Origin of the sequence: Pseudomonas sp. Sample_10 (genome assembly GCF_004321495.1) — a bacterium.
Classification (GTDB): domain Bacteria; phylum Pseudomonadota; class Gammaproteobacteria; order Pseudomonadales; family Pseudomonadaceae; genus Aquipseudomonas.
On record NZ_RCOE01000109.1, the window covers coordinates 1 to 18,860 of the forward strand.

The window sequence follows — 18,860 nt, forward strand, 5'->3', positions numbered from 1 at the left end:
TGTTCGAGCTCGAAGCCGGCAGCGATGTCCTCGACAGTCCCCGTTACAACCACGATATCGCGCCGACCAAGGTGCGTGAACGAACCTGGAACAAATGGCACATCACCGCACTGTGGGTCGGCATGGCGATTTGCGTGCCGACCTATACCCTGGGCGGCGTGTTGACCGCGTACTTCGGCCTGAGCGTCGGCGAAGCGCTGTTGGCGATTCTGTTTGCCAACATCATTGTCCTGATTCCACTGACGTTGAATGCCTTCCCCGGCACCAAGTACGGCATCCCGTTTCCGGTGTTGCTGCGGTCGTCCTTTGGCATCCTCGGTTCCAACATTCCGTGCCTGATCCGGGCGCTGGTAGCGTGTGGCTGGTTCGGCATTCAAACGATGTTTGGCGGCCTGGCGATTCATCTGTTCCTCGGTTCGGTGTTCGAGGGCTGGAAATCCTTGGGCGGCACCGGTGAAGTGATTGGTTTCATGGTGTTCTGGGCGCTGAACCTGTGGGTGGTGATTCGCGGCGCCGAGTCGATCAAATGGCTGGAAACCCTTTCTGCACCGTTGTTGGTAGCGGTGGGAGTGGGTCTGTTGGTGTGGGCGATGCCCAATGTCTCAATGACCGAATTGCTGGCGATCCCGGCCAAGCGGCCCGAAGGCGCTGGCGTGGCGAGTTACTTCGCGGCCGGGCTGACGGCGATGGTCGGCTTCTGGGCCACCTTGTCGCTGAACATTCCGGACTTCAGTCGCTACGCGAAAAGCCAGAAGGATCAGATCGTCGGGCAGATTATCGGTCTGCCGCTGACCATGTTTCTGTTCGCGTCCCTGGGCGTGGTGATGACCGCGGCTTCGGTGAAACTGGTGGGGGTGACCGTGTCCGATCCAGTGACCCTGATCGGCCACATCCAGAGCCCGATGTGGGTGGCGCTGGCGATGGCGCTGATCATCATCGCCACACTGTCAACCAATACCGCCGCCAACATCGTGTCGCCGACCAATGACTTCCAGAATATCGCGCCCAAGGTGATCAACCGCACCAACGCCGTGCTGCTGACCGGGTTTGTCGGTCTGGCATTGATGGCCCATGAACTGCTGAAAAAGCTCGGGCTGATCGTCTCGGACATCAGTCTGGAAACCGTCTACTCCAATTGGTTGCTCGGGTATTCCAGCCTGCTTGGGCCGATCGCAGGGATCATGGTGGTGGACTATTTCCTGATTAAGAAACAGCAACTGGATCTCGCCGGGCTGTACCGCGATGACGTCTATCCGGCATGGAACTGGAGCGGCTTCATCGCGTTTGGTGTGCCCGTAGTGCTGACGTTGTTGTCGCTGGGCAGCGACGCGTTCAGCTGGTTCTACAGTTATGGCTGGTTTACCGGCTCGGCGCTGGGCGGGTTGATTTATTACGGGTTGAGTGTGATGCGCCCCAGCCCGTCTGTTGCGAAGACTGCGGTGTGAAGGAGGGCCTCATCGCTGGCAAGCCAGCTCCCACAAGTTTCTCGGGTGTTCACAAAACCCTGTGGGAGCTGCGGTGCGACGATTCGACTTGCCAGCGATGGCGGCCTAAAGCACAGCGCAGAATTGAACTGAACAAATTGATAAGAACAGCCTGAGGAGATCCCCATGAACGCGGCCGTTGACGTTCTGCAGTCCACCCATCAGCACATCGATCGCGATCGTCTATGGCAGTCGCTCATGGAGTTGGCCAAACTCGGCGCCACGGTCAAGGGCGGCGTTTGTCGCCTGGCCCTGACCGATCTGGACCGACAGGCCCGGGACATCTTTGTCAGATGGTGCGAGGAGGCAGGCTGCACTGTCAGCATCGACGCCGTCGGCAACATTTTCGCCCGCCGTGCAGGACGTAACCCGAACCTGCCACCGGTGATGACCGGCAGCCACATCGATACCCAACCCACCGGCGGCAAGTTCGACGGCTGTTTCGGCGTACTGGCCGGCGTTGAGGTACTGCGCACACTGAACGATTTGCAGATAGAGACCGAGGCGCCGCTGGAGGTGGTGGTCTGGACCAACGAAGAGGGCTCGCGCTTCGCGCCATGCATGATGGGCTCCGGGGTGTTCGCGGAAAAATTCACCCTCGAAGAAACCCTGGCCAAGGTCGATGCCGAGGGCGTGACGGTGGGTGAGGCGCTCAACGCCATTGGTTATGCGGGGGAGCGCAAGGTCAGCGGGCACAAGGTCGGGGCTTACTTCGAAGCACACATCGAGCAAGGCCCGATCCTCGAAGACGAACGCAAAACCATCGGCGTAGTGAGGGGCGCCCTCGGGCAAAAATGGTTTGACTTGAAACTGCGCGGTGTCGAAGCCCACGCCGGGCCGACGCCGATGCACCTGCGCAAGGACGCCCTGGTCGGCGCCGCGGTGATTGTCGGTGCGGTCAATCGTGCCGCACTCGGCCATCAACCTCACGCCTGCGGCACCGTTGGCTGCCTGCAAGCCTATCCCGGTTCGCGCAATGTCATTCCCGGTGAAGTGCGCATGACCCTGGATTTCCGCCACCTGGAACCGGCACGCCTGGACTCGATGATCGCCGAAGTCCGCGAAGTCATCGAGACCACCTGTGAAGAACATGGCCTGACGTATGAACTGACACCCACCGCCGACTTCCCGCCGTTGTATTTCGACAAAGGTTGCGTCGAAGCCGTGCGCGGTGCCGCTCAAGGCCTGGGCCTGTCGCACATGGACATCGTCAGTGGCGCAGGCCACGACGCGATCTTCCTTGCCGAACTCGGCCCGGCCGGCATGATCTTCGTGCCTTGCGAAGGCGGCATCAGCCACAACGAAATCGAAAACGCCGCACCCGATGACCTGGCCGCCGGCTGCGCGGTGCTGTTACGGGCGATGCTGGCGGCTTCGGCAGCGGTGGCGAAGGCTGAGCGGTAAACCCTGTAGGAGCGAGCCGCCCGGATCCGGCTCGCTCCTACAGGGGGACAGGTGCGGTGGGGGGTTATTCGTCGACGTTCATCAACTGCCTCACCCCATCCCACGCCTCGGCGCGCATCCGCTGTACATCCAGCCCCGGAATCACGCCGTCATCGACCACCACGCGACCGCCTACCAGGCTGTAGCGCACCGCGATCGGTTCACCCGCCACCACGGGCGCCACGGCAATGTCGTGGAAACCGAAGAACCGCGGATGATCCAGGCCATAAACCACCAGGTCCGCCGCTTGGCCCACTTCAAGCGTGCCGACCGCGCCCAGCCCGAGCACCTGCGCACCACCTGCCGTACCCCAGTGAATGACATCTTCGGCCGTGGTGGCTGATGCGCCTTGTTCCGCCCGGTGAATCAACCACGCGGTGTTGGCTTCACCGACCATGCTCCCTGACTCGTTGGAGGCCACGCCATCGACGCCAAGTGAGATCGGTACGCCCGCCTCGAACATCTGCGGGATTGGCGCAACGCCGCTGCCCAAACGCGCATTGCTCACCGGGCAGTGGGAAACGCCGGTGCCGGTTTGCGCGAGCATGCGGATTTCAGCGGGTTGCAGGTGCACCGCATGGGCGAACCAGACGTCCGGGCCGAGCCATTCGTGCTCGGCGACGAACTCCACCGGCAGGCAGTTGTACTTGTCGCGGCAGAAATTCACGTAGTTCTGCGTCTCGGACAGGTGCGTGTGCAAGCGCAAACCGAGGCCACGGGCCGTGTGCGCCAGTTCCCGCAGCAGGGTGGGCGGCAGAGAAAAAGTCGGAGTCGTCGGCGCCACCACCACCCGGCGCATCGCATCCGGAGTGTCCTGGTGATACCGCGACTTCAGGCGTTCGATATCGCCGACCATCTGCTCCAGGGTTTCCGGTTGCAGCGCGGTTTTCGAGAATCCGGGATGGGCGCTGGCGGACTCCAGCGCACCGCCCCGGCACAGCACAAAACGCAGACCGAATTCATCGGCCATGTCAAACAACAGGTCGCCGGTCTCGGTGGTGCCGTGGGCGTGATAGAGGTAGTGGTGATCGGCGCAGGTCGTTACCCCCGAGAGCAGCAACTCGGCCATTCCCAGTCGTGCGGCGATGCGCGCCAGTTGTGGCGTGAATCGGTTGAGGCGTGGATAGGGCACGCTGGCCAGCCAGCCTTGCAGGTCTTGATTCAAACCTTCCGGCACGGCTTTGAGCAGGTTCTGGAACAGGTGATGGTGGGTGTTGATCCAGCCCGGATAGACCACCGAGTGACGCGCATCGATGACCCGTTCACCGGGTTGCGCTTCGAGGTTGGCAGCCATTTCGGCGATGCGCCCGTTGACGATTCGAATGTCCACGGCACCGGCCCGGGCACGCGGGCCGCGCAGGCCGGTCATCACCGCCTGCGGGTTTTTGATCAGGATGTTTTGCAGTTGAGTCATGAGTGGCTCCAGTCAGAGGCTGTGGGAAGCGGATTTGCTGGTGGCGGCATCAGGCACGCTGACACCGTTGAGAGCGGCGTTGAGCAACACCGACACCAGGCAGGCGATCACCACGCTGCTGTGCAGGAACGGCTGCGACCACTCGGGAAGTTGCTTGAACAAGGCCGGTGCCAACACCGGCACCAGGGCGGCGGCGATGGTGAAACCGACGATCAGCACGTTGTAGCGATTGCGCTCGTAGTCGACCTTGGCCAGGGTCTGGATGCCTGCCGCCGCGACCACACCGAACATGGCAATCCCGGCTCCGCCAAGCGCCGCGGTCGGCATCGACGCAATGATCGCGCCGGCCTTGGGCACCAGCGCCACCGAGCACATCAACAAGCCGCTGACGGCCACCACCCAACGACTGCGCACGCCGGTGAGGATCACCAGACCGACGTTTTCCATGAAGGCAATGAACGGAAACGCAGCGAACATCCCGGCGATGGTGCTGGCCAGGCCGTTGGCGCGCAGGCCGTTGATCACCTGTTTGTCTTCCACCGGTTTGTCGACGATGTCGCCGATGGCCACGAACAGGCCCATGGACTCGACCATCTGCACGATCATCACCACCACCATGGTGGCAATGGGGATCAGGCTGAAGGTCGGCAGGCCGAAATAGAACGGGTAGGGCACGGTCAGCCAGGGGGATTCCTGCACGCTGTGAAAGCTGCCCATGCCCAGCCCATAGGCGAGCCCCGCACCCACCAGCATGCCCACCAGCACCGCCATGTTGCGCAGCATCGGGCTGCCATAGCGGTTGACCAGCAGGATGGTGAGCAACACCACCGCTGCCACCGCAAGGTAGGCCGGTGCGCCGAAATCAGCGGCATGACGCCCGCCGCCGACCCACTCATAGGCAATCGGAAACAGCTGCAAGCCGATCACCGTGACAATGCACCCGGTGACTACCGGCGGAAAGAACCGCCGCAAGCGTCCCACGAACGGCGCGGCGAGCATGGTGAAAATCCCCGCGCCGATCACCGCCCCGCAAACCCCGGCGAAACCGACCTCCGGGTTGCTGCCGATGGCGATGACGGGGCCGACGCTACTGAAGGCCACGCCCTGGAGGATCGGCAGGCGCACGCCGAATTTCCAGAAACCGACGGTTTGCAGGAGGGTGGCGATGCCGGAACAGAACAGCGTGGTGCTGATCAACACCACGGTGTCGGCCTGTGACATCTTCAAGGCGCTGGCGACAATCAACGGCACGGCGATGGCGCCGATGTACGAGACGGCCATGTGTTGCAGGCCGAGGGTGAGCATTTGTCGTACCGATAACACCTGGTCGACGGGATGGAGGGTGACGGGTTTTGCAGGGGTAGTGGCTGACGACATGGGGAAACACCTCTTGCTGTTTTTATGCTGTAGAGAGGGGTATTCGTTCTGATGCCAATTGCGGGAACGCCATCGATCACTGTGGGAGCTGGCTTGCCAGCGATAGCGGTCTGATAGTCGAAAAGAAAGTGACTGTCCTGCCCTCATCGCTGGCAAGCCAGCTCCCACAGGTTTTGCGGCGTTCTTTCGGACTGACATCAGTCATTCGTGTGCCCCGGAACCGCCATCCACCGGCTCCGATGCCTTCGTTCAGCCTGCCAGGCAGGCGGCAAAGCCCTGGTTCAACGCTGCGCGGTCCAGGTCGCGGCCGATGAACACGATCTTGCTGGAGCGCGGTTCGCTGCCCCACAGGGTTGATGCGCGGAACTCGACGAGGCTGTGCACGCCCTGCAGCACATAACGCTGATCCTGATCGGCGACCGCCAGCACACCCTTCATGCGGTACAGGTTGTCGGCCTGCTCGGTGCGCAACTGCGTGATCCAGCGGTGAAAGTCGCCGAGGTTGACCGCAGCGTCCACGGCAATGCCTACCGACGACACGCTTGGGTCGTGGTCATGATCCAGATCGTCATGATCGTGATGGTGCTCATCGGCGTGATGATCGTGCTCGGCGCCGATTTCCATGAGTTTTTGCGTGGACTCGAAGGCGCCGATGCCTAGGATCCTGGTCAAGTCGATTTCGGCGTAGCTGCAAGTCACCAGATCCGCCGTGGCGTTGAGGCCGCGGATCTTGTCGCTCAGGGACGCCACTTCGGCGGCGCTGACCAGGTCGACCTTGTTGATGACAATACGGTCGGCGCAGACAATCTGGTCCACCGCCTGATTGTCCACGCCATCGAGTTGCAGGTCTTCCAGGTGCTGGGCGATGTGCTTGGCGTCGACCATGGTGACGATGGCGTCGAGTTCGACTTCATCGGCAATCGGGTCGTTGATGAAGAAACTCTGGGCGACCGGGTAGGGGTCAGCCAGGCCACTGGTTTCGATCAGGATGTGATCTAGCCGCACCGGGCGCGCCACCAGTTCGCGGACGATGCGCACCAGATCCTCGCGGACTTCGGCGGTGCAGCACACGCAGCCGTTGACCATCTCGTAGATTTCTTCGGTTTCGGAGCTGAGCACCAAATCACCGTCGATGCCGACTTCGCCGAATTCGTTTTCGATCACGGCGATTTTTCGGCCATGGTTCTCTTTAAGGATGTAGTTGAGCAGGGTGGTTTTGCCGGCGCCGAGGAACCCGGTGAGGATGGTCACCGGGATTTTGGTGTTCGGGGTCGGGGCGTTGAAGGGCGTGTTCATGTGATGCTCCTTGCCTGTGTTATTTGTCGGAATGCGATCCACTGTGGGAGCTGGCTTGCCAGCGATTGCGGTATTTCATTCAGCAGAGATGGCAACTGATCTACCGCTATCGCGAGCAAGCTCGCTCCCACAGGGTTTTGTGTGTTCGCCCCAGCGCATCGCAGTGCCCGCATCGAGGCCAAACAGATCGAGGACCCGGCCGAGGCTGTGATCGACCATTTGCGCAAGGTCTTGCGGGCGGGCGTAGAAGGCCGGGACGGGCGGGGCGATGATGCCGCCCATTTCGGTCACGGCGGTCATGTTGCGCAGATGGGCGAGGGTCAGCGGTGTCTCCCGGGCCATCAACACCAGCGTGCGGCGCTCCTTGAGTGTGACGTCGGCCGCGCGACCGATCAGGCCCGATGAAGTGCCGGTGGCGATTTCCGCCAGGGTGCGCATGGAACACGGCGCAACGACCATGCCCAGGCAGCGGAACGAACCGCTGGCGATCCCGGCGGCCACATCGTCAGCGCGGTGGTAGTGGCTGGCCAGCGCGGTGACGTCGGCCAGCTTGTAGTCGGTTTCGTGGGCCATGGTCAGCAGCGCCGCGCGGCTGATGATCAAGTGGCTTTCGATGCCCAGTTCGGCGAGCAATTGCAGCAGGCGCACGCCATAGATGAAACCCGATGCACCGCTGATGCCCACCACCATGCGCTGGCGATTCATGACGCAAAGCTCCTGAGCAGATTGCGCGCGCGCTCCAGCACATCCCGGTCGAGCTGCGCCTTGATCCCGTCGAATCCTGAACCGCGCGTAGCGTCCAGGCCCATGCGCGAGGTGGTGCCGTTGACCGAGGAGGAAGGGTCCAGCGGGCTGCCGGGCAAACCGTCGATGACGAACAGGTCCTGGTGCGGCTGGAAGTGGGTGGCCAGCGCCCACAGCACCTGGCTGTCGTCGCTGATGTCGATATCGCTGTCCACCGCGATCACGGTTTTCAGATACGGGTCCCAGCCGAGTAACGCCAGCATGATCTGCCGTGCCTCGCCGTCACGGCTCTGGTCCAGCGCCACGTAGCAGTGAAAATGCGTGCCGGAATTCGGGTAATGCACGGCCGTCACGGCGGGGAAACGGGCCTTGAGCTTTTCACTCATCTCCGCTTCCCTTGGCAGTCGCGCCAGGGTCAGGTGCTCGGCATAACGACCACCGACCACATCCACCAACCAGGCGTCCTTGCGCCGCATCAGGGTGTCGACCCGCAGCACATTGTTGGTCGAGCGATCCGAGGAATAGCCGCTGAATTCACCGAACGGACCTTCTTCGGCATAGGCCGCCGGGTCAATGGCGCCTTCCAGGACGAATTCCGCGTACGCCGGCACGCCGATGCCATAGCGCGGGGTTTTCACCAGCTCCAGCGGCGCACCGAACAAGCCCCCGGCCACTGCGCGCTCATCGCTGCCGAAGGGCAAGCGTGCGGCAGCGGCGAGCATGAACAACGGGTGCGCACCGACCACCATGGCCACGCGCAATTCTTCGCCACGCTCGCGGGCGGTTTGCAGCATGCGCCACAAGTGGCCGCGCGAATGCAGGCTGGTGGCGAGGGTCTGCCGGGCATGGCGCATCGAGCGGTGATAGCTCATGTTGGCGATGCCGGTGAGCGGGTCTTCGGCGATGATGATCGCGTTGGTGATGTATGGCCCGCGGTCACTGGCGAAATGCTTGAGCATCGGCAGCAATGCCAGGTCCACGGCTTCGCCTTCGAAGATTTCATCCAACACTGGGCCGCTTTCCACGTAGCGCGGGGCGATGGGGTTATTGGCGCGTTGCTGGAAAGTTTCGTGCAGTTGCGCCGGGGCAACGCCGAACATCCGGGCGATTCGGCTGCGGGAAGCGAACAGGTTGGTGACCACGGGGGCGCCGAAGTTGCCGACTTTTTCGCAAATCAGCAGGGGATCGCGACCTTGTGAGGTCAAGGCATCGACCAGGGCGGTGACGTCCTGATCGGCAGAAAGGCAATGTTGGACGGCCAGCACATCGTCCGGGTACTGCCGGCGATAGGCATCTAGAAAGTCGTGAAAATCCTGGGTATCGCCGAGCGTCGAGAGGGTCATGGTTTCACCTCCATGTAGGCGCGAGCCTTGCTCGCGATGGTTTTAAAGACAACGCGGGATTCCAGACAGCACGGCGTCATCGTTGACCTCCATCGCGAGCAGGCTCGCTCCTACAGGTTTTGCGGGTTAGAGGTACGTCGTGGTCAGACGAATGTCCGCCTCGATCAGGTCCTTGGGCGGCGGCGTCGGTTCGATGCCGCACAGCCGGGCGATGTTGTTGCCCAGGTAATCCTCAAGGTGGTCCTCGTCGATGCCCAGGCCTTGCGGTGCGGGTGAGCACAACACTTCCAGTTCGCGCAGCCACATGCCCGGTTCGTTCGGCGGCGAATCGGTGCCGAACACGATCTTGTTGCGTGGCAGGTCCTTGGCGAACTCGACGATCCGCGACTGGAAACACCAGCCGGATTCGCAGTAGACGTTTGGCGTGTCCATGGCCATCCAGAACGCCTCGAATGAGTAGTTGCCGCCGGTCTGGATGCCGAAGTGGCCGATGATGAAGTTGACCATCGGGAACTCACGGATGATCGGGTAGAACATCGTCGGAATGGTGTACGGCCCGTCACCGGTGTGGATCAGCACCACGATGTTGTACTTGGCGCAGACTTTCATGGCCGGACGCAGCCAGTCCAGCGCCCGGTCCGGGCGATAGCCGTGCATGTTGGCGTGCAGCTTGAGCATCTTGAAGCCGTATTCCTTGATATGGAATTCCAGCTCCGCCGCGCCGTTTTCCGGTCCCCAGCGCGGGTTGAAGTTGAAGTTGCCGATGAAGCGGTCCGGGTACTTCACGCACAACTCAGCGACGTACGACATGTAATCGCGCACGCCCTCGCGGCCCCGACGGTTACCGTCGCGATAACCGGTGTTGCCCGGTGGCGGCTGGATGAATCCCATGTCGATACGGCGCGGTTTGCCATTGATCATGTAAGGGCCGTCCATCAGCTTGAGCATGCGCTCGCCGGTGAACGGTTCGCCGGTGTGGCGCCAGGCCTCGTCGACCAGGTTGGTGGGGTGCAGATGGGTATCGATAATCATCGGTTCAGCTCCTGGCCAGTTGCGTGGTGACGGGACGCTTGAGTTGCGCCTGTGCTTCGCTGACCGAGCGTGGCGGCGGGGTCGGTTCGAGGCCGATCATCCGGGCAGTGTTGTTGCCCAGGTATTCTTCCAGGGTGTCCTCGTCGAGGTTCAGGCCCTGCGGCGGCTCGTGGCACAACACTTCGAGCAGGCGCAGCCACATGCCCGGTTCGTTCGGCGGGGTGTCGGTGCCGAACAGAATCTTGTGGGTCGGCAGGACCTTGGCGAATTCGACGATCCGTGATTGCAGGCACCAGCCCGATTCGCAGTAGACATTGGGCAGCTCCATCGCCCATTGCATCGGTTCGAACACGTAGACGCCACCGGTCTGCACGCCAAAGTGCGCCATGATGAAATCGACGTTGGGGAACTCCTTGATCATCGGCACCCATTCCGAGGGGATGCTGTAAGGCCCGTCGCCGGTGTGCAGCTTGACCGGGATGCCCAGCTCGGCGCATTTCTCGAAGGCCGGGCGCACCCAGTCCAGCGCACGGTCCGGGCGGTAGGCATGCATGTTGGCCTGCATCTGGACCATCTTGAAACCGTGTTCCTTGACGTAGCGTTCGATCGCCTCGACGCCGTTTTCCACGCCGCAGCGCGGGTTGTAGACGAAGCAGCCGATGAAGCGGTCCGGGTAGGTCTGGACCATTTTCAGTGTGTAGGCCATGTACGCGTCGATGGACTCGCGGCCGCTGAGGTCGCCGTCGGTCCAGGTGTAGATGGTGTTGCCCTGCGGTGGCTGGATGAAGGCTTTGTCGATGCGGCGAGGCTTGCCGTTGACCATGTACGGGCCATCCATCATCTCCAGCAGACGCTCGCCGGTGAACGGGTCACCGTCATGCCTCCAGGCGAGGTCCACCAGATCGGTGGGATAGCAGCTGATATCGATGATCATTGAAGTCGATCTCCTGATAGCGGGGAAGGGAACCTTGCGGTTCACAGCAGCCACGTCCCGGGCAATCGGCCATTTCTATGCGCAAAGACTCACGCATTCCCTCGCCTGGTCGCATCCGGCTCGGGACGCTGGCTGCTTGGGGGGAAGTATTGGAAGGGGGTGTCGGGTTCGTACAATATTAATTGGGCGGGGGTTTGATATGCGTTCGATATGGCTTTGTATCGACCCGGCGGGCCTCATCGCTGGCAAGCCAGCTCCCACAGGTTTTCTGGTGTGACAGAGATTGGATTTGCCAGCTCCCACAGTTTTGAGGTGTGACAGAGATTGGATTTGCCAGCTCCCACAGTTTTGAGGTGTGACAGAGATTGGATTGCCAGCTCCCACAGGTTTTGAGGTGTGACAGAGATTGGATTGCCAGCTGCCACAGGTTTTGTGGTGTGACAAAGATTGGATTGCCAGCTGCCACAGGTTTTGAGGTGTGACAGAGATTGGATTTGCCAGCTGCCACAGATTTTGAGGTGTGACAGAGATTGGATTGCCAGCTCCCACAGATTTTGTGGTGTGACAGAGATTGGATTGCCAGCTGCCACAGGTTTTGTGGTGTGACAGAGATTGGATTGCCAGCTCGGTCACTGTGGGAGCTGGCTTGCCAGCGATGGCGTCAGTGTTGTGTAAGCAAGGCCAGCTGCCTGACCGCCTCAACCACCGGCGCCACCCGCTCGGCCTGCCCACGCGGCCACACTGCATACAGGTTGTAATGCGCCGCAATCTGCGCGTCGTTCAGCGCCACCAGCCGTCCGCTGCGCAACGCATCCGCGGCCAGCAGACCTCGCACCAGCCCGGCACCGACCCCGGCTTCGGCGGCGGCAATCAGGTTCGCCGCGTTATCAAAGACCACCCGCGCAGGAGGCTCAACGGGAGGCATGCCCGCCGCATCCAGCCATGGTATCCAGGAGCGCCGCGTGTAACCCAGCAAAGGCAATTCAAGGATCTGCGCCGGACTCAACGGCAACTGCAAACCATAGCGCTCCAGTAGCTCGGGCGAAGCCACCGCCATCACCCGATCACCGCAGATCTGCGTCATCTCGCAGTCTTCCCAATCGCCATAACCGTAACGCAAGGCGAGGTCGACGCGCTCGAACGCGCTGCGGTCCGAGCGTGGCATCGACAACAGCACCACCTCATGATCGGGCAACAGACCCAGCAATTGCGGCAAGCGCGGATTGAGCCAGCTCTGGGCCAGTTCACTGTCGACATCCAGGGTCAGCCGTTGGGTCACGCTGCGGTTTTTCACCGAAGACAGCGCCCGGTCGATCTGCGCCAATCCGTCGGACAACACACTGGCGAACAATTGCCCGGCATCGGTCAGGTTACTGCCGCCACCTTCGCGCACGAACAGCGGCTGGCCGATGAAGTCCTCAAGGGCGCGAATCTGCTGGCTGATGGCGCTGTGAGTCAGGTCGAGTTTGCGCGCCGCGCTGGAGAAACTGCCGCTGCGCGCCGCCTGGATGAATGCGCTCATGGACTGCACCGACGGGTATCGCTTGTACATGCTGTTAGTCCTACTTACACAGGATGGCAGAAATCGTCGCTGGCCCGGTTTTCACAAGGCTTCCAATAATCGATCACCAGGCCTGCACAAAGACGGGCCGCTCTCTTGGAGCCTGACAATGATCGAATTCTCGGTAAACGGCGAACGACACGAGCTGGTTGAGACATCGCCCTCCATGCCCTTGTTATGGGTGTTGCGTGACCACTTGAAACTCACCGGCACCAAGTTCGGTTGCGGCATGGGCCTGTGCGGTGCCTGCACCGTGCACCTGGACGGTGTCGCGGTGCGATCCTGTCAGTTGCCGGTCGCCGCCGTGGCGGGCCACAGCATCACCACCATCGAAGGCCTGTCAGCGACACAAGAGCATCCGTTGCAACTGGCGTGGGTTGCCGAAGATGTCCCGCAATGCGGCTACTGTCAATCCGGGCAGATCATGTCCGCCGCCGCGCTGCTCAACACTGGCGCTGCGGTCACCGACGATTCGATTCGCAATGCCATGTCCGGCAATCTGTGCCGCTGCGGCACTTACGGACGCATCAACAAAGCGATCAAGCGCGCGGCGTCCGCGTCGAAGGAGGCGTGATGACGATCTCCCAAGTGAATCTTTCGCGGCGCGTGTTTCTCAAGCAAGCCGCGACCGCTACCGGCGGTCTGGCCATCGCGTTTTATCTGCCATCGAGCCTGGGCGCGACTGACCCCAAAGCTCCGACGCCGACGGGAACGTTCGAACCCAATGCCTGGGTGCGCATCCTGCCCGACGGCACGGTGAAACTGGTGGTGCACAAGCACGATTCCGGCACCGGAACGCACACGGCTCTGGCGGCTTGCGTGGCCGAGGAACTGGATGTCAACCCGATGACTGTGCAGGTGATCTCGCCCGAAGATCCGTTTTTCGACACCTACATTCATCCGGTCTGGAAAGTCTTCTCCACGGGCGGCAGTACCAGTGTGTCGCTGGAGTACGACCGCTTGCGCATGGCTGGCGCCACGGCCCGGGCGTTGCTGATCACGGCGGCAGCGAGGCAATGGAAAGTCAGCCCCGACAGTTGCAGCACCGTTGAAGGGCGCGTGGTGCATGGCGCGAGCCAGCGCAGTCTCGCTTACGCTGAACTGGTGGACGTTGCCGCCGAACTGCCGGCACCGGCCCAGGTCACGCTCAAGGATCCGGCGCAGTTTCGCTACATCGGCAAGCTTCGGCATAAGCGCGACGCCCAGGCCAAGGTTTGCGGGCGCTTCAAGTACAGCATCGATGTAGAGCTGCCGGACATGTTGGTCGCAGTCATCCAACGCACGCCGGTGATCGGTGCAAAGGTGTTGTCGGTGGATGCCGCCGCGACCTTGCAAGTGCCCGGTGTGCGCCAAGTGATTGCCGTCCCGGGGCGGCCTGACGTGCTCGGTGGCAACGTGGAAGGCGTCGCGGTGCTGGCCGACAACTACTGGGCGGCGCATCAGGGCCGGGCATTGCTCAAGGTGCAATGGAGCGAATCGCCATTGGCCGGTTTCGACAGCGACGAACTGGTCAAGGCCCAGTCCGCAGCGCTGGATGACAAAGGCGCGCAACGGGTCTCCGCCATGGCGGCGGGCGATGTAGGCGCGCAATGGCCGGTCGCGTTGAAGCTGCTCGAAGCCGATTACCGCATGCCGTACAAAGTGCAGAACCCGCTGGAGCCGATCTGCATCACAGCGCAGGTCAAGGACAATGCCATCACTTATTGGGGCGGGGTGCAGGTGCCGTCATCGGCGCTGGAGGCAGCGCAAAAGGTGTGCAGAATCGCCAAGGACAAGGTGATCATCAACGAAATGGTGTCCGGCGGCAGTTTTGGTGCGCGAGAAGCCAAGTATTGGTTGTTTGAGGTGGCTTATCTGGCGCAGCAGGCCAAAGTACCGGTGAAGCTGATGAACAGCCGCGAAGATGAAATGCGCTCGTTGTTCATGCATCCGGCGACGCTGCACCGCGTCAAGGGCGCACTCGATAAACAGGGGCGCCTGACCGCGTTGCAGCTCAACGCGGTGTCGCCGGCCTCGCCGGAACAATGGGAGCCGGGTTATTTCGAGCGTCCGGACAAAATGGATTACAGCACCACCGAAGCCATCACGGCCTGGGATTTCGCCTATCGTCCGGCCAATCTGGACCTGATCTGGGTCAAACATGAAAGCAATGTGCCCAGCGGTTGGTATCGCTCGGTGAGTTTCATCCCCAATGTGTTTGCCGTGGAAAGCTTCATGGATGAACTGGCCGATGGCGCCGGGCAAGACCCCTTGGCCTTTCGCCTGGCCCATATGCACGAGCGGCCACGGCATGTCGCCGTGCTGAAAAGCGCTGCCGAACGTGCCGGTTGGGGCCAGCCACTGCCGGAGGGGACGGCGCTCGGGATCGCTACCCATCAGGGCTACACCAGTTTCATCGCGGTGGTCGCGCGCCTGTCGAAAAAGGACGGCGCAATCAACGTCGACAAGCTCACGTGCGTGGTCGATTGCGGCTTGGCGGTGTCGCCCGGTGGTGTCGAAGAGCAGATTTATGGCGGCTTGATGTGGGGCCTCGGCCATGCACTGTTCGATCGACTGGACATCAAACAGGGCAGGGTGTTGCAGAGTAATTTCCATGATTATCGGGTGACGCGCATGTCGGACATGCCCGCGGTGGACATCCTGATCTTCGACGGCGAACCGGGCAAACCCGGTGGTGTCGGTGAGCTGGGCAGCCCGGCGGTGGCCCCGGCCATCGCCAATGCCTTGTTCAGTCTGACCGGGGTGCGTCAACGCTCGACACCGCTGAACCTGGGGTAAACGGCATGGACCTGCGCTTGCTGCGGTACTTCATGGCGCTGGCCGAAGAGTTGCACTTCGGTCGCGCCGCCACTCGGCTGCACATCTGCCAGCCACCACTGAGCCAACAGATTCGCTTGCTGGAAGAGGAGTTGGGCACGCCGTTGTTCGAGCGCAGCCATCACCGCGTTGAACTGACCGCCGCCGGGCAGATGCTCAAGGAACAGGCACCGCTGGTGTTCGAACAGCTCAACCGCGCACTGGACCTGACCCGCCAGACCGGCCGCGGCCAGTTGGGCGAGCTGGAAATCGGCATGATCAGCTCGGTGATGGTCGGTGTGCTGCCGCGGGCCTTGCATCTGTTTCGTGAGCGTTATCCGCAGGTCAACTGGCGATTGCACGAAATGACCCCGGCGGCGCAGGTCAAGGCGTTGAAGGAGAAGCGCATCGATGCCTGTGTGTTCCGGGTCGGCTATGACGATCCGCAGTTGCGCAACGAACTGCTGATCTACGAGCCGATCCGGGTGGTCATGCCAATCGATCATCCACTGGCGACGCGGGAAACCCTGGCGCCTGCGGATCTGGCTCAGGAGCCATTCGTGGCCCTGGAACTGAAGCAGTCGCGGTTCGCCGATTTTCTGTTCCAGTGCTGCCTCCAGTCCGGGTTTACCCCGCAGATCCGCCAGCAGGTGATCGAGGTGCAAACCTTGCTCAGCCTGGTGCGTGCCGGGTTCGGCGTGGCGTTGCTGCCGGCGTCCATTGAGCAACTGGCGCCGGCGGGCCTGGTGTTCCGACGCCTGACCCCGGCATTGCCGGAAGTGCCGCTGTACGCCACTTACCGCGCAGATGATGATTCGCCGGTGCTCAAGCTGTTCCTCGATACGTTGCGCGAGTTGGTGTTGCAAGATCGAACGGTTTAACCCAAACCTTTGTGGGGCTAATCTCTTCCGGATGTGCCTCAACCCCTGTGGGAGCCAGCCTGCTGGCGAAGAACGTCCGGACACTGCGATCATTCAGACAGGGCGCGTTATCGTTGAAGTCCATCGCCAGCAGGCTGGCTCCCACAGGTTCTTCGCACGATCAGATACACCTGCGGTCGTAGTCTTCACAGGGTCATTACACGTGTGGAGCCACAATGAGCCAGGACGTCCTCGCCACCGAAACCAATCGCCGCCAGTTGCAGCAGATCATCGCCGGCCTGTCTGACGGGGTCATCCTGCTCGACCCCGACCAGACTATTCTCTGGGCCAATGACGCCGCGCTGGCCATGCACGGCGTCGAACAGGTCAGCGATCTGGGAAACAACGCCAAGGCCTACGCCAAGCGATTCTCCCTGCGCTATCGCAACAATCATGAGGTGCCGGTCGACAGCTACCCGATCAACCGCGTTGCGCGGGGCGAGACGTTCAGCGATGTGCAGGTGGAAGTCAGCTCCACGGCGGACAAAGACGAGCGCTCGTGGGTCCACAAAGTACGCAGCATCGTTTTGGCCGATAGCCGAAACGAGCCGGAATCCCTGGTGTTGATCATGGACGACGTCACCGACTGGGCCAGCGCCGAGCAGCGTTTCGAAAAAACCTTCGCTGCCAACCCCGCGCCCGCTGTGATCTGTCGCCTCAGTGATTTGCGCTACATCAAGGTCAACCCCGGCTTCCTTGAAATGACCGGTTTTGCCCGCGACCAGGTGATCGGCACGTCCACCTACGAGTTGGACGTGCTCGAGCAGGCCGAAAACAAGGAATTGGCCAAGCAGCGCTTGCTCGAAGGGACCACCATCCCGCAAATGCAGGCTGAATTGCGCATGGCTGACGGTACTGGCAAGCAGGTGATCGTTGCCGGCCAACCCCTGGAACTTAACGATGAGCCTTGCATGTTGTTTTCGTTCGTCGACATGGAGCCGCGGCACAAGGCTGAAGTCGCCTTGCGCCAGAGCGAGGAGCGTTTCGCCAAAGCCTTTCGCTTGTCCCCGGTGCCGATTCTGCTGTGCGGTGCGGGGGATCAGGTAGTGCTCGATGTCAACGAAGCGTTTCTCGACACCCTCGGTTACCCCAGCGAAGAGGTCCTGGGCGAGAGTATTGCGCACATTGATTTCTTCGATGACAAGAGCGCCCGTGCGCGGCTGTTCGCGGCACTGGAGAAAACCGGCAGGCTGGATCGCGTCGATGTTCGCGTGCGCAGCAAAGACAGCGGCCTGATTGATTGCGCAGTGTCAGCCGACACCGTGAACATTCAGGACAGCCCGTGCTACCTGCTGGTGCTGATGGACATCACCGAGCGCAAACGCACCGAGCTGGAACTGGTGTCGGCTATCGAAGAAGTGATGAAAGACGCTTCGTGGTTCAGCCGCACGCTGATTGAAAAGCTGGCCAACGTGAAGAGCGTCAACTCACCACGATTGCCCGACGTTTCCTTCACCGATCTGACCGCGCGCGAGCGTGATGTATTGGGCCTGATCTGCGAAGGCCTGGCCGACAAGGAAATCGCCGCACGCTTGAAACTGGCACCCAATACCGTACGTAATCACGTGGCGACGGTGTACTCCAAACTGGATGTTCACAGCCGCAGTGAAGCGATTGTCTGGGCACGCGAGCGAGGATTGTTTGCAGGCGCGGGGCGAAACAAGGGGCAACGTTAAGGTGCAAATGCACTAATGCACCGGGTGCAAATTAATGTGTTGGCTCGGTGTAGCGGCTTTTAGGCTGGTAGTGCAGGGCAGGCGTCTGCTGATCGCTTGTCTGTCCCCACGAAACCGCTAAAGGAACGGCCTCATGAACCTGCAATACCACGGAATATGCCGCCAGGGCCCACCGCAATGATTACGCTGGCCCAGTTGCGGACCCTGATCGAACAGAGTTTTTCACCGCTGGCCTGTGAGTGCAGCATCAGCGGCGACCATTCATTGACGGTCAAGCTCTACCATCCTCTTTCCGGGCAGGTGGACCTGGTGGTCAGTGGCTTGAACATGGCCACGTTGCAAACCGCCGAAGCCGCGGCAGCCCTGATTGAAGAATTGCGTTATGAATTGCAGAGCAACACCTTGCATCGCTCCGATTCGGTGATGTAAGAACTGCCAGGTTTTCATGGCCTTGCTCATGATTGGGCTATAAGTGATACGCGAGTAATTTTTTTTGTGACAGGTCCGTGGATTTTGCGCGCGGGTTTTGTTGTCACAAAAAGGTGTCGATCACTTATCGCGGGTCAACCTATGAAAAATCTTGGGAAACGCGTTTGTACACCTTTGTCGTTGGCATTTTGCGCAGCGATCCTCGGTGGTTGTGCCAGTCCGCCACCACCCCCACCTGTCACTCCACCCCCACCGCCTGAACGTACTTGCCAGACCCTGGATAAAACCGACGTCCTGGGCGATGTGCGTGACGAAAACGGCGAGGTGACCCGAGTCACCACGACCACCCGCTGCATCACCCAGTAAGCAGAAATACACAAACCCTGCAGGAGCAAGCTTTGCGCCTACAGG

The 18,860-nt window shown here is 61.3% G+C and carries 16 protein-coding genes; 8 read left to right on the plus strand and 8 right to left on the minus strand.

Annotated features, from left to right (window positions below; genetic code table 11):
* The coding region (locus D8U18_RS10070) for an NCS1 family nucleobase:cation symporter-1 (protein ID WP_130932389.1) at nucleotides 1–1,445 on the plus strand (1,445 nt) is incomplete at its 5' end.
* A gap of 165 nt (nucleotides 1,446–1,610) precedes the next feature.
* Nucleotides 1,611–2,888 carry a Zn-dependent hydrolase gene (locus D8U18_RS10075; RefSeq protein ID WP_131107550.1) on the plus strand — a complete coding sequence of 426 codons (1,278 nt, stop codon included), beginning with the start codon at nucleotides 1,611–1,613 and terminating at the stop codon, nucleotides 2,886–2,888.
* A gap of 64 nt (nucleotides 2,889–2,952) precedes the next feature.
* On the opposite strand, the gene D8U18_RS10080 is transcribed toward D8U18_RS10075, so the two are convergent.
* From D8U18_RS10080 to D8U18_RS10115, 8 genes are all read right to left on the minus strand, one after another.
* Nucleotides 2,953–4,341 carry an amidohydrolase family protein gene (locus D8U18_RS10080; protein WP_131107551.1) on the minus strand — a complete coding sequence of 463 codons (1,389 nt, stop codon included), beginning with the start codon at nucleotides 4,339–4,341 and terminating at the stop codon, nucleotides 2,953–2,955.
* Nucleotides 4,342–4,353: 12 nt separating this feature from the next.
* Nucleotides 4,354–5,718: a nucleobase:cation symporter-2 family protein gene (locus D8U18_RS10085; protein WP_056852869.1), complete on the minus strand. Its 1,365-nt coding sequence runs from the start codon at nucleotides 5,716–5,718 to the stop codon at nucleotides 4,354–4,356.
* A gap of 249 nt (nucleotides 5,719–5,967) precedes the next feature.
* Nucleotides 5,968–7,014 carry a GTP-binding protein gene (locus tag D8U18_RS10090; RefSeq protein ID WP_056852868.1) on the minus strand — a complete coding sequence of 349 codons (1,047 nt, stop codon included), beginning with the start codon at nucleotides 7,012–7,014 and terminating at the stop codon, nucleotides 5,968–5,970.
* Nucleotides 7,015–7,089: 75 nt separating this feature from the next.
* Nucleotides 7,090–7,719, minus strand: coding sequence for a UbiX family flavin prenyltransferase (locus tag D8U18_RS10095; protein ID WP_130906426.1), 630 nt, complete (start codon nucleotides 7,717–7,719; stop codon nucleotides 7,090–7,092).
* Complete coding sequence (locus D8U18_RS10100; protein ID WP_131107552.1) at nucleotides 7,716–9,101, minus strand: UbiD family decarboxylase; 1,386 nt, start codon at nucleotides 9,099–9,101, stop codon at nucleotides 7,716–7,718. Before D8U18_RS10100 ends, D8U18_RS10095 begins: the two co-directional genes overlap by 4 nt.
* Nucleotides 9,102–9,227: 126 nt before the next feature.
* Nucleotides 9,228–10,133, minus strand: a complete 906-nt coding sequence (locus D8U18_RS10105; RefSeq protein ID WP_053158646.1) for an amidohydrolase family protein — start codon at nucleotides 10,131–10,133, stop codon at nucleotides 9,228–9,230.
* Nucleotides 10,134–10,137: 4 nt separating this feature from the next.
* Nucleotides 10,138–11,067: an amidohydrolase family protein gene (locus tag D8U18_RS10110; protein ID WP_056852865.1), complete on the minus strand. Its 930-nt coding sequence runs from the start codon at nucleotides 11,065–11,067 to the stop codon at nucleotides 10,138–10,140.
* 661 nt (nucleotides 11,068–11,728) lie between these two features.
* On the minus strand, nucleotides 11,729–12,619 hold the full coding sequence (locus D8U18_RS10115; RefSeq protein WP_056852864.1) for a LysR substrate-binding domain-containing protein: 891 nt from the start codon (nucleotides 12,617–12,619) through the stop codon (nucleotides 11,729–11,731).
* 118 nt (nucleotides 12,620–12,737) lie between these two features.
* On the opposite strand from D8U18_RS10115, the gene D8U18_RS10120 reads away from it, so the two are divergent.
* The 6 genes from D8U18_RS10120 to D8U18_RS10150 all read left to right on the plus strand — a co-directional run bounded on the left by D8U18_RS10120 (nucleotide 12,738) and on the right by D8U18_RS10150 (nucleotide 18,815).
* Nucleotides 12,738–13,202 (plus strand): (2Fe-2S)-binding protein, encoded by a 465-nt coding sequence (locus D8U18_RS10120; protein ID WP_130904776.1) that lies wholly within the window; start codon nucleotides 12,738–12,740, stop codon nucleotides 13,200–13,202.
* A complete protein-coding gene (locus D8U18_RS10125; RefSeq protein WP_131107553.1) occupies nucleotides 13,202–15,406 on the plus strand; it encodes a molybdopterin cofactor-binding domain-containing protein in 2,205 nt (734 codons plus the stop codon). The genes D8U18_RS10120 and D8U18_RS10125 overlap by 1 nt, the downstream gene beginning before the upstream one ends.
* 5 nt (nucleotides 15,407–15,411) lie before the next feature.
* On the plus strand, nucleotides 15,412–16,305 hold the full coding sequence (locus D8U18_RS10130; RefSeq protein ID WP_130906422.1) for a LysR substrate-binding domain-containing protein: 894 nt from the start codon (nucleotides 15,412–15,414) through the stop codon (nucleotides 16,303–16,305).
* 215 nt (nucleotides 16,306–16,520) lie between these two features.
* A complete protein-coding gene (locus D8U18_RS10140; RefSeq protein ID WP_131107555.1) occupies nucleotides 16,521–18,020 on the plus strand; it encodes a helix-turn-helix transcriptional regulator in 1,500 nt (499 codons plus the stop codon).
* 177 nt (nucleotides 18,021–18,197) lie between these two features.
* Complete coding sequence (locus tag D8U18_RS10145) at nucleotides 18,198–18,449, plus strand: DUF1652 domain-containing protein (protein ID WP_056852859.1); 252 nt, start codon at nucleotides 18,198–18,200, stop codon at nucleotides 18,447–18,449.
* A gap of 141 nt (nucleotides 18,450–18,590) precedes the next feature.
* Nucleotides 18,591–18,815, plus strand: a complete 225-nt coding sequence (locus D8U18_RS10150; protein ID WP_131107556.1) for a hypothetical protein — start codon at nucleotides 18,591–18,593, stop codon at nucleotides 18,813–18,815.
* Nucleotides 18,816–18,860 lie beyond the last annotated feature (45 nt).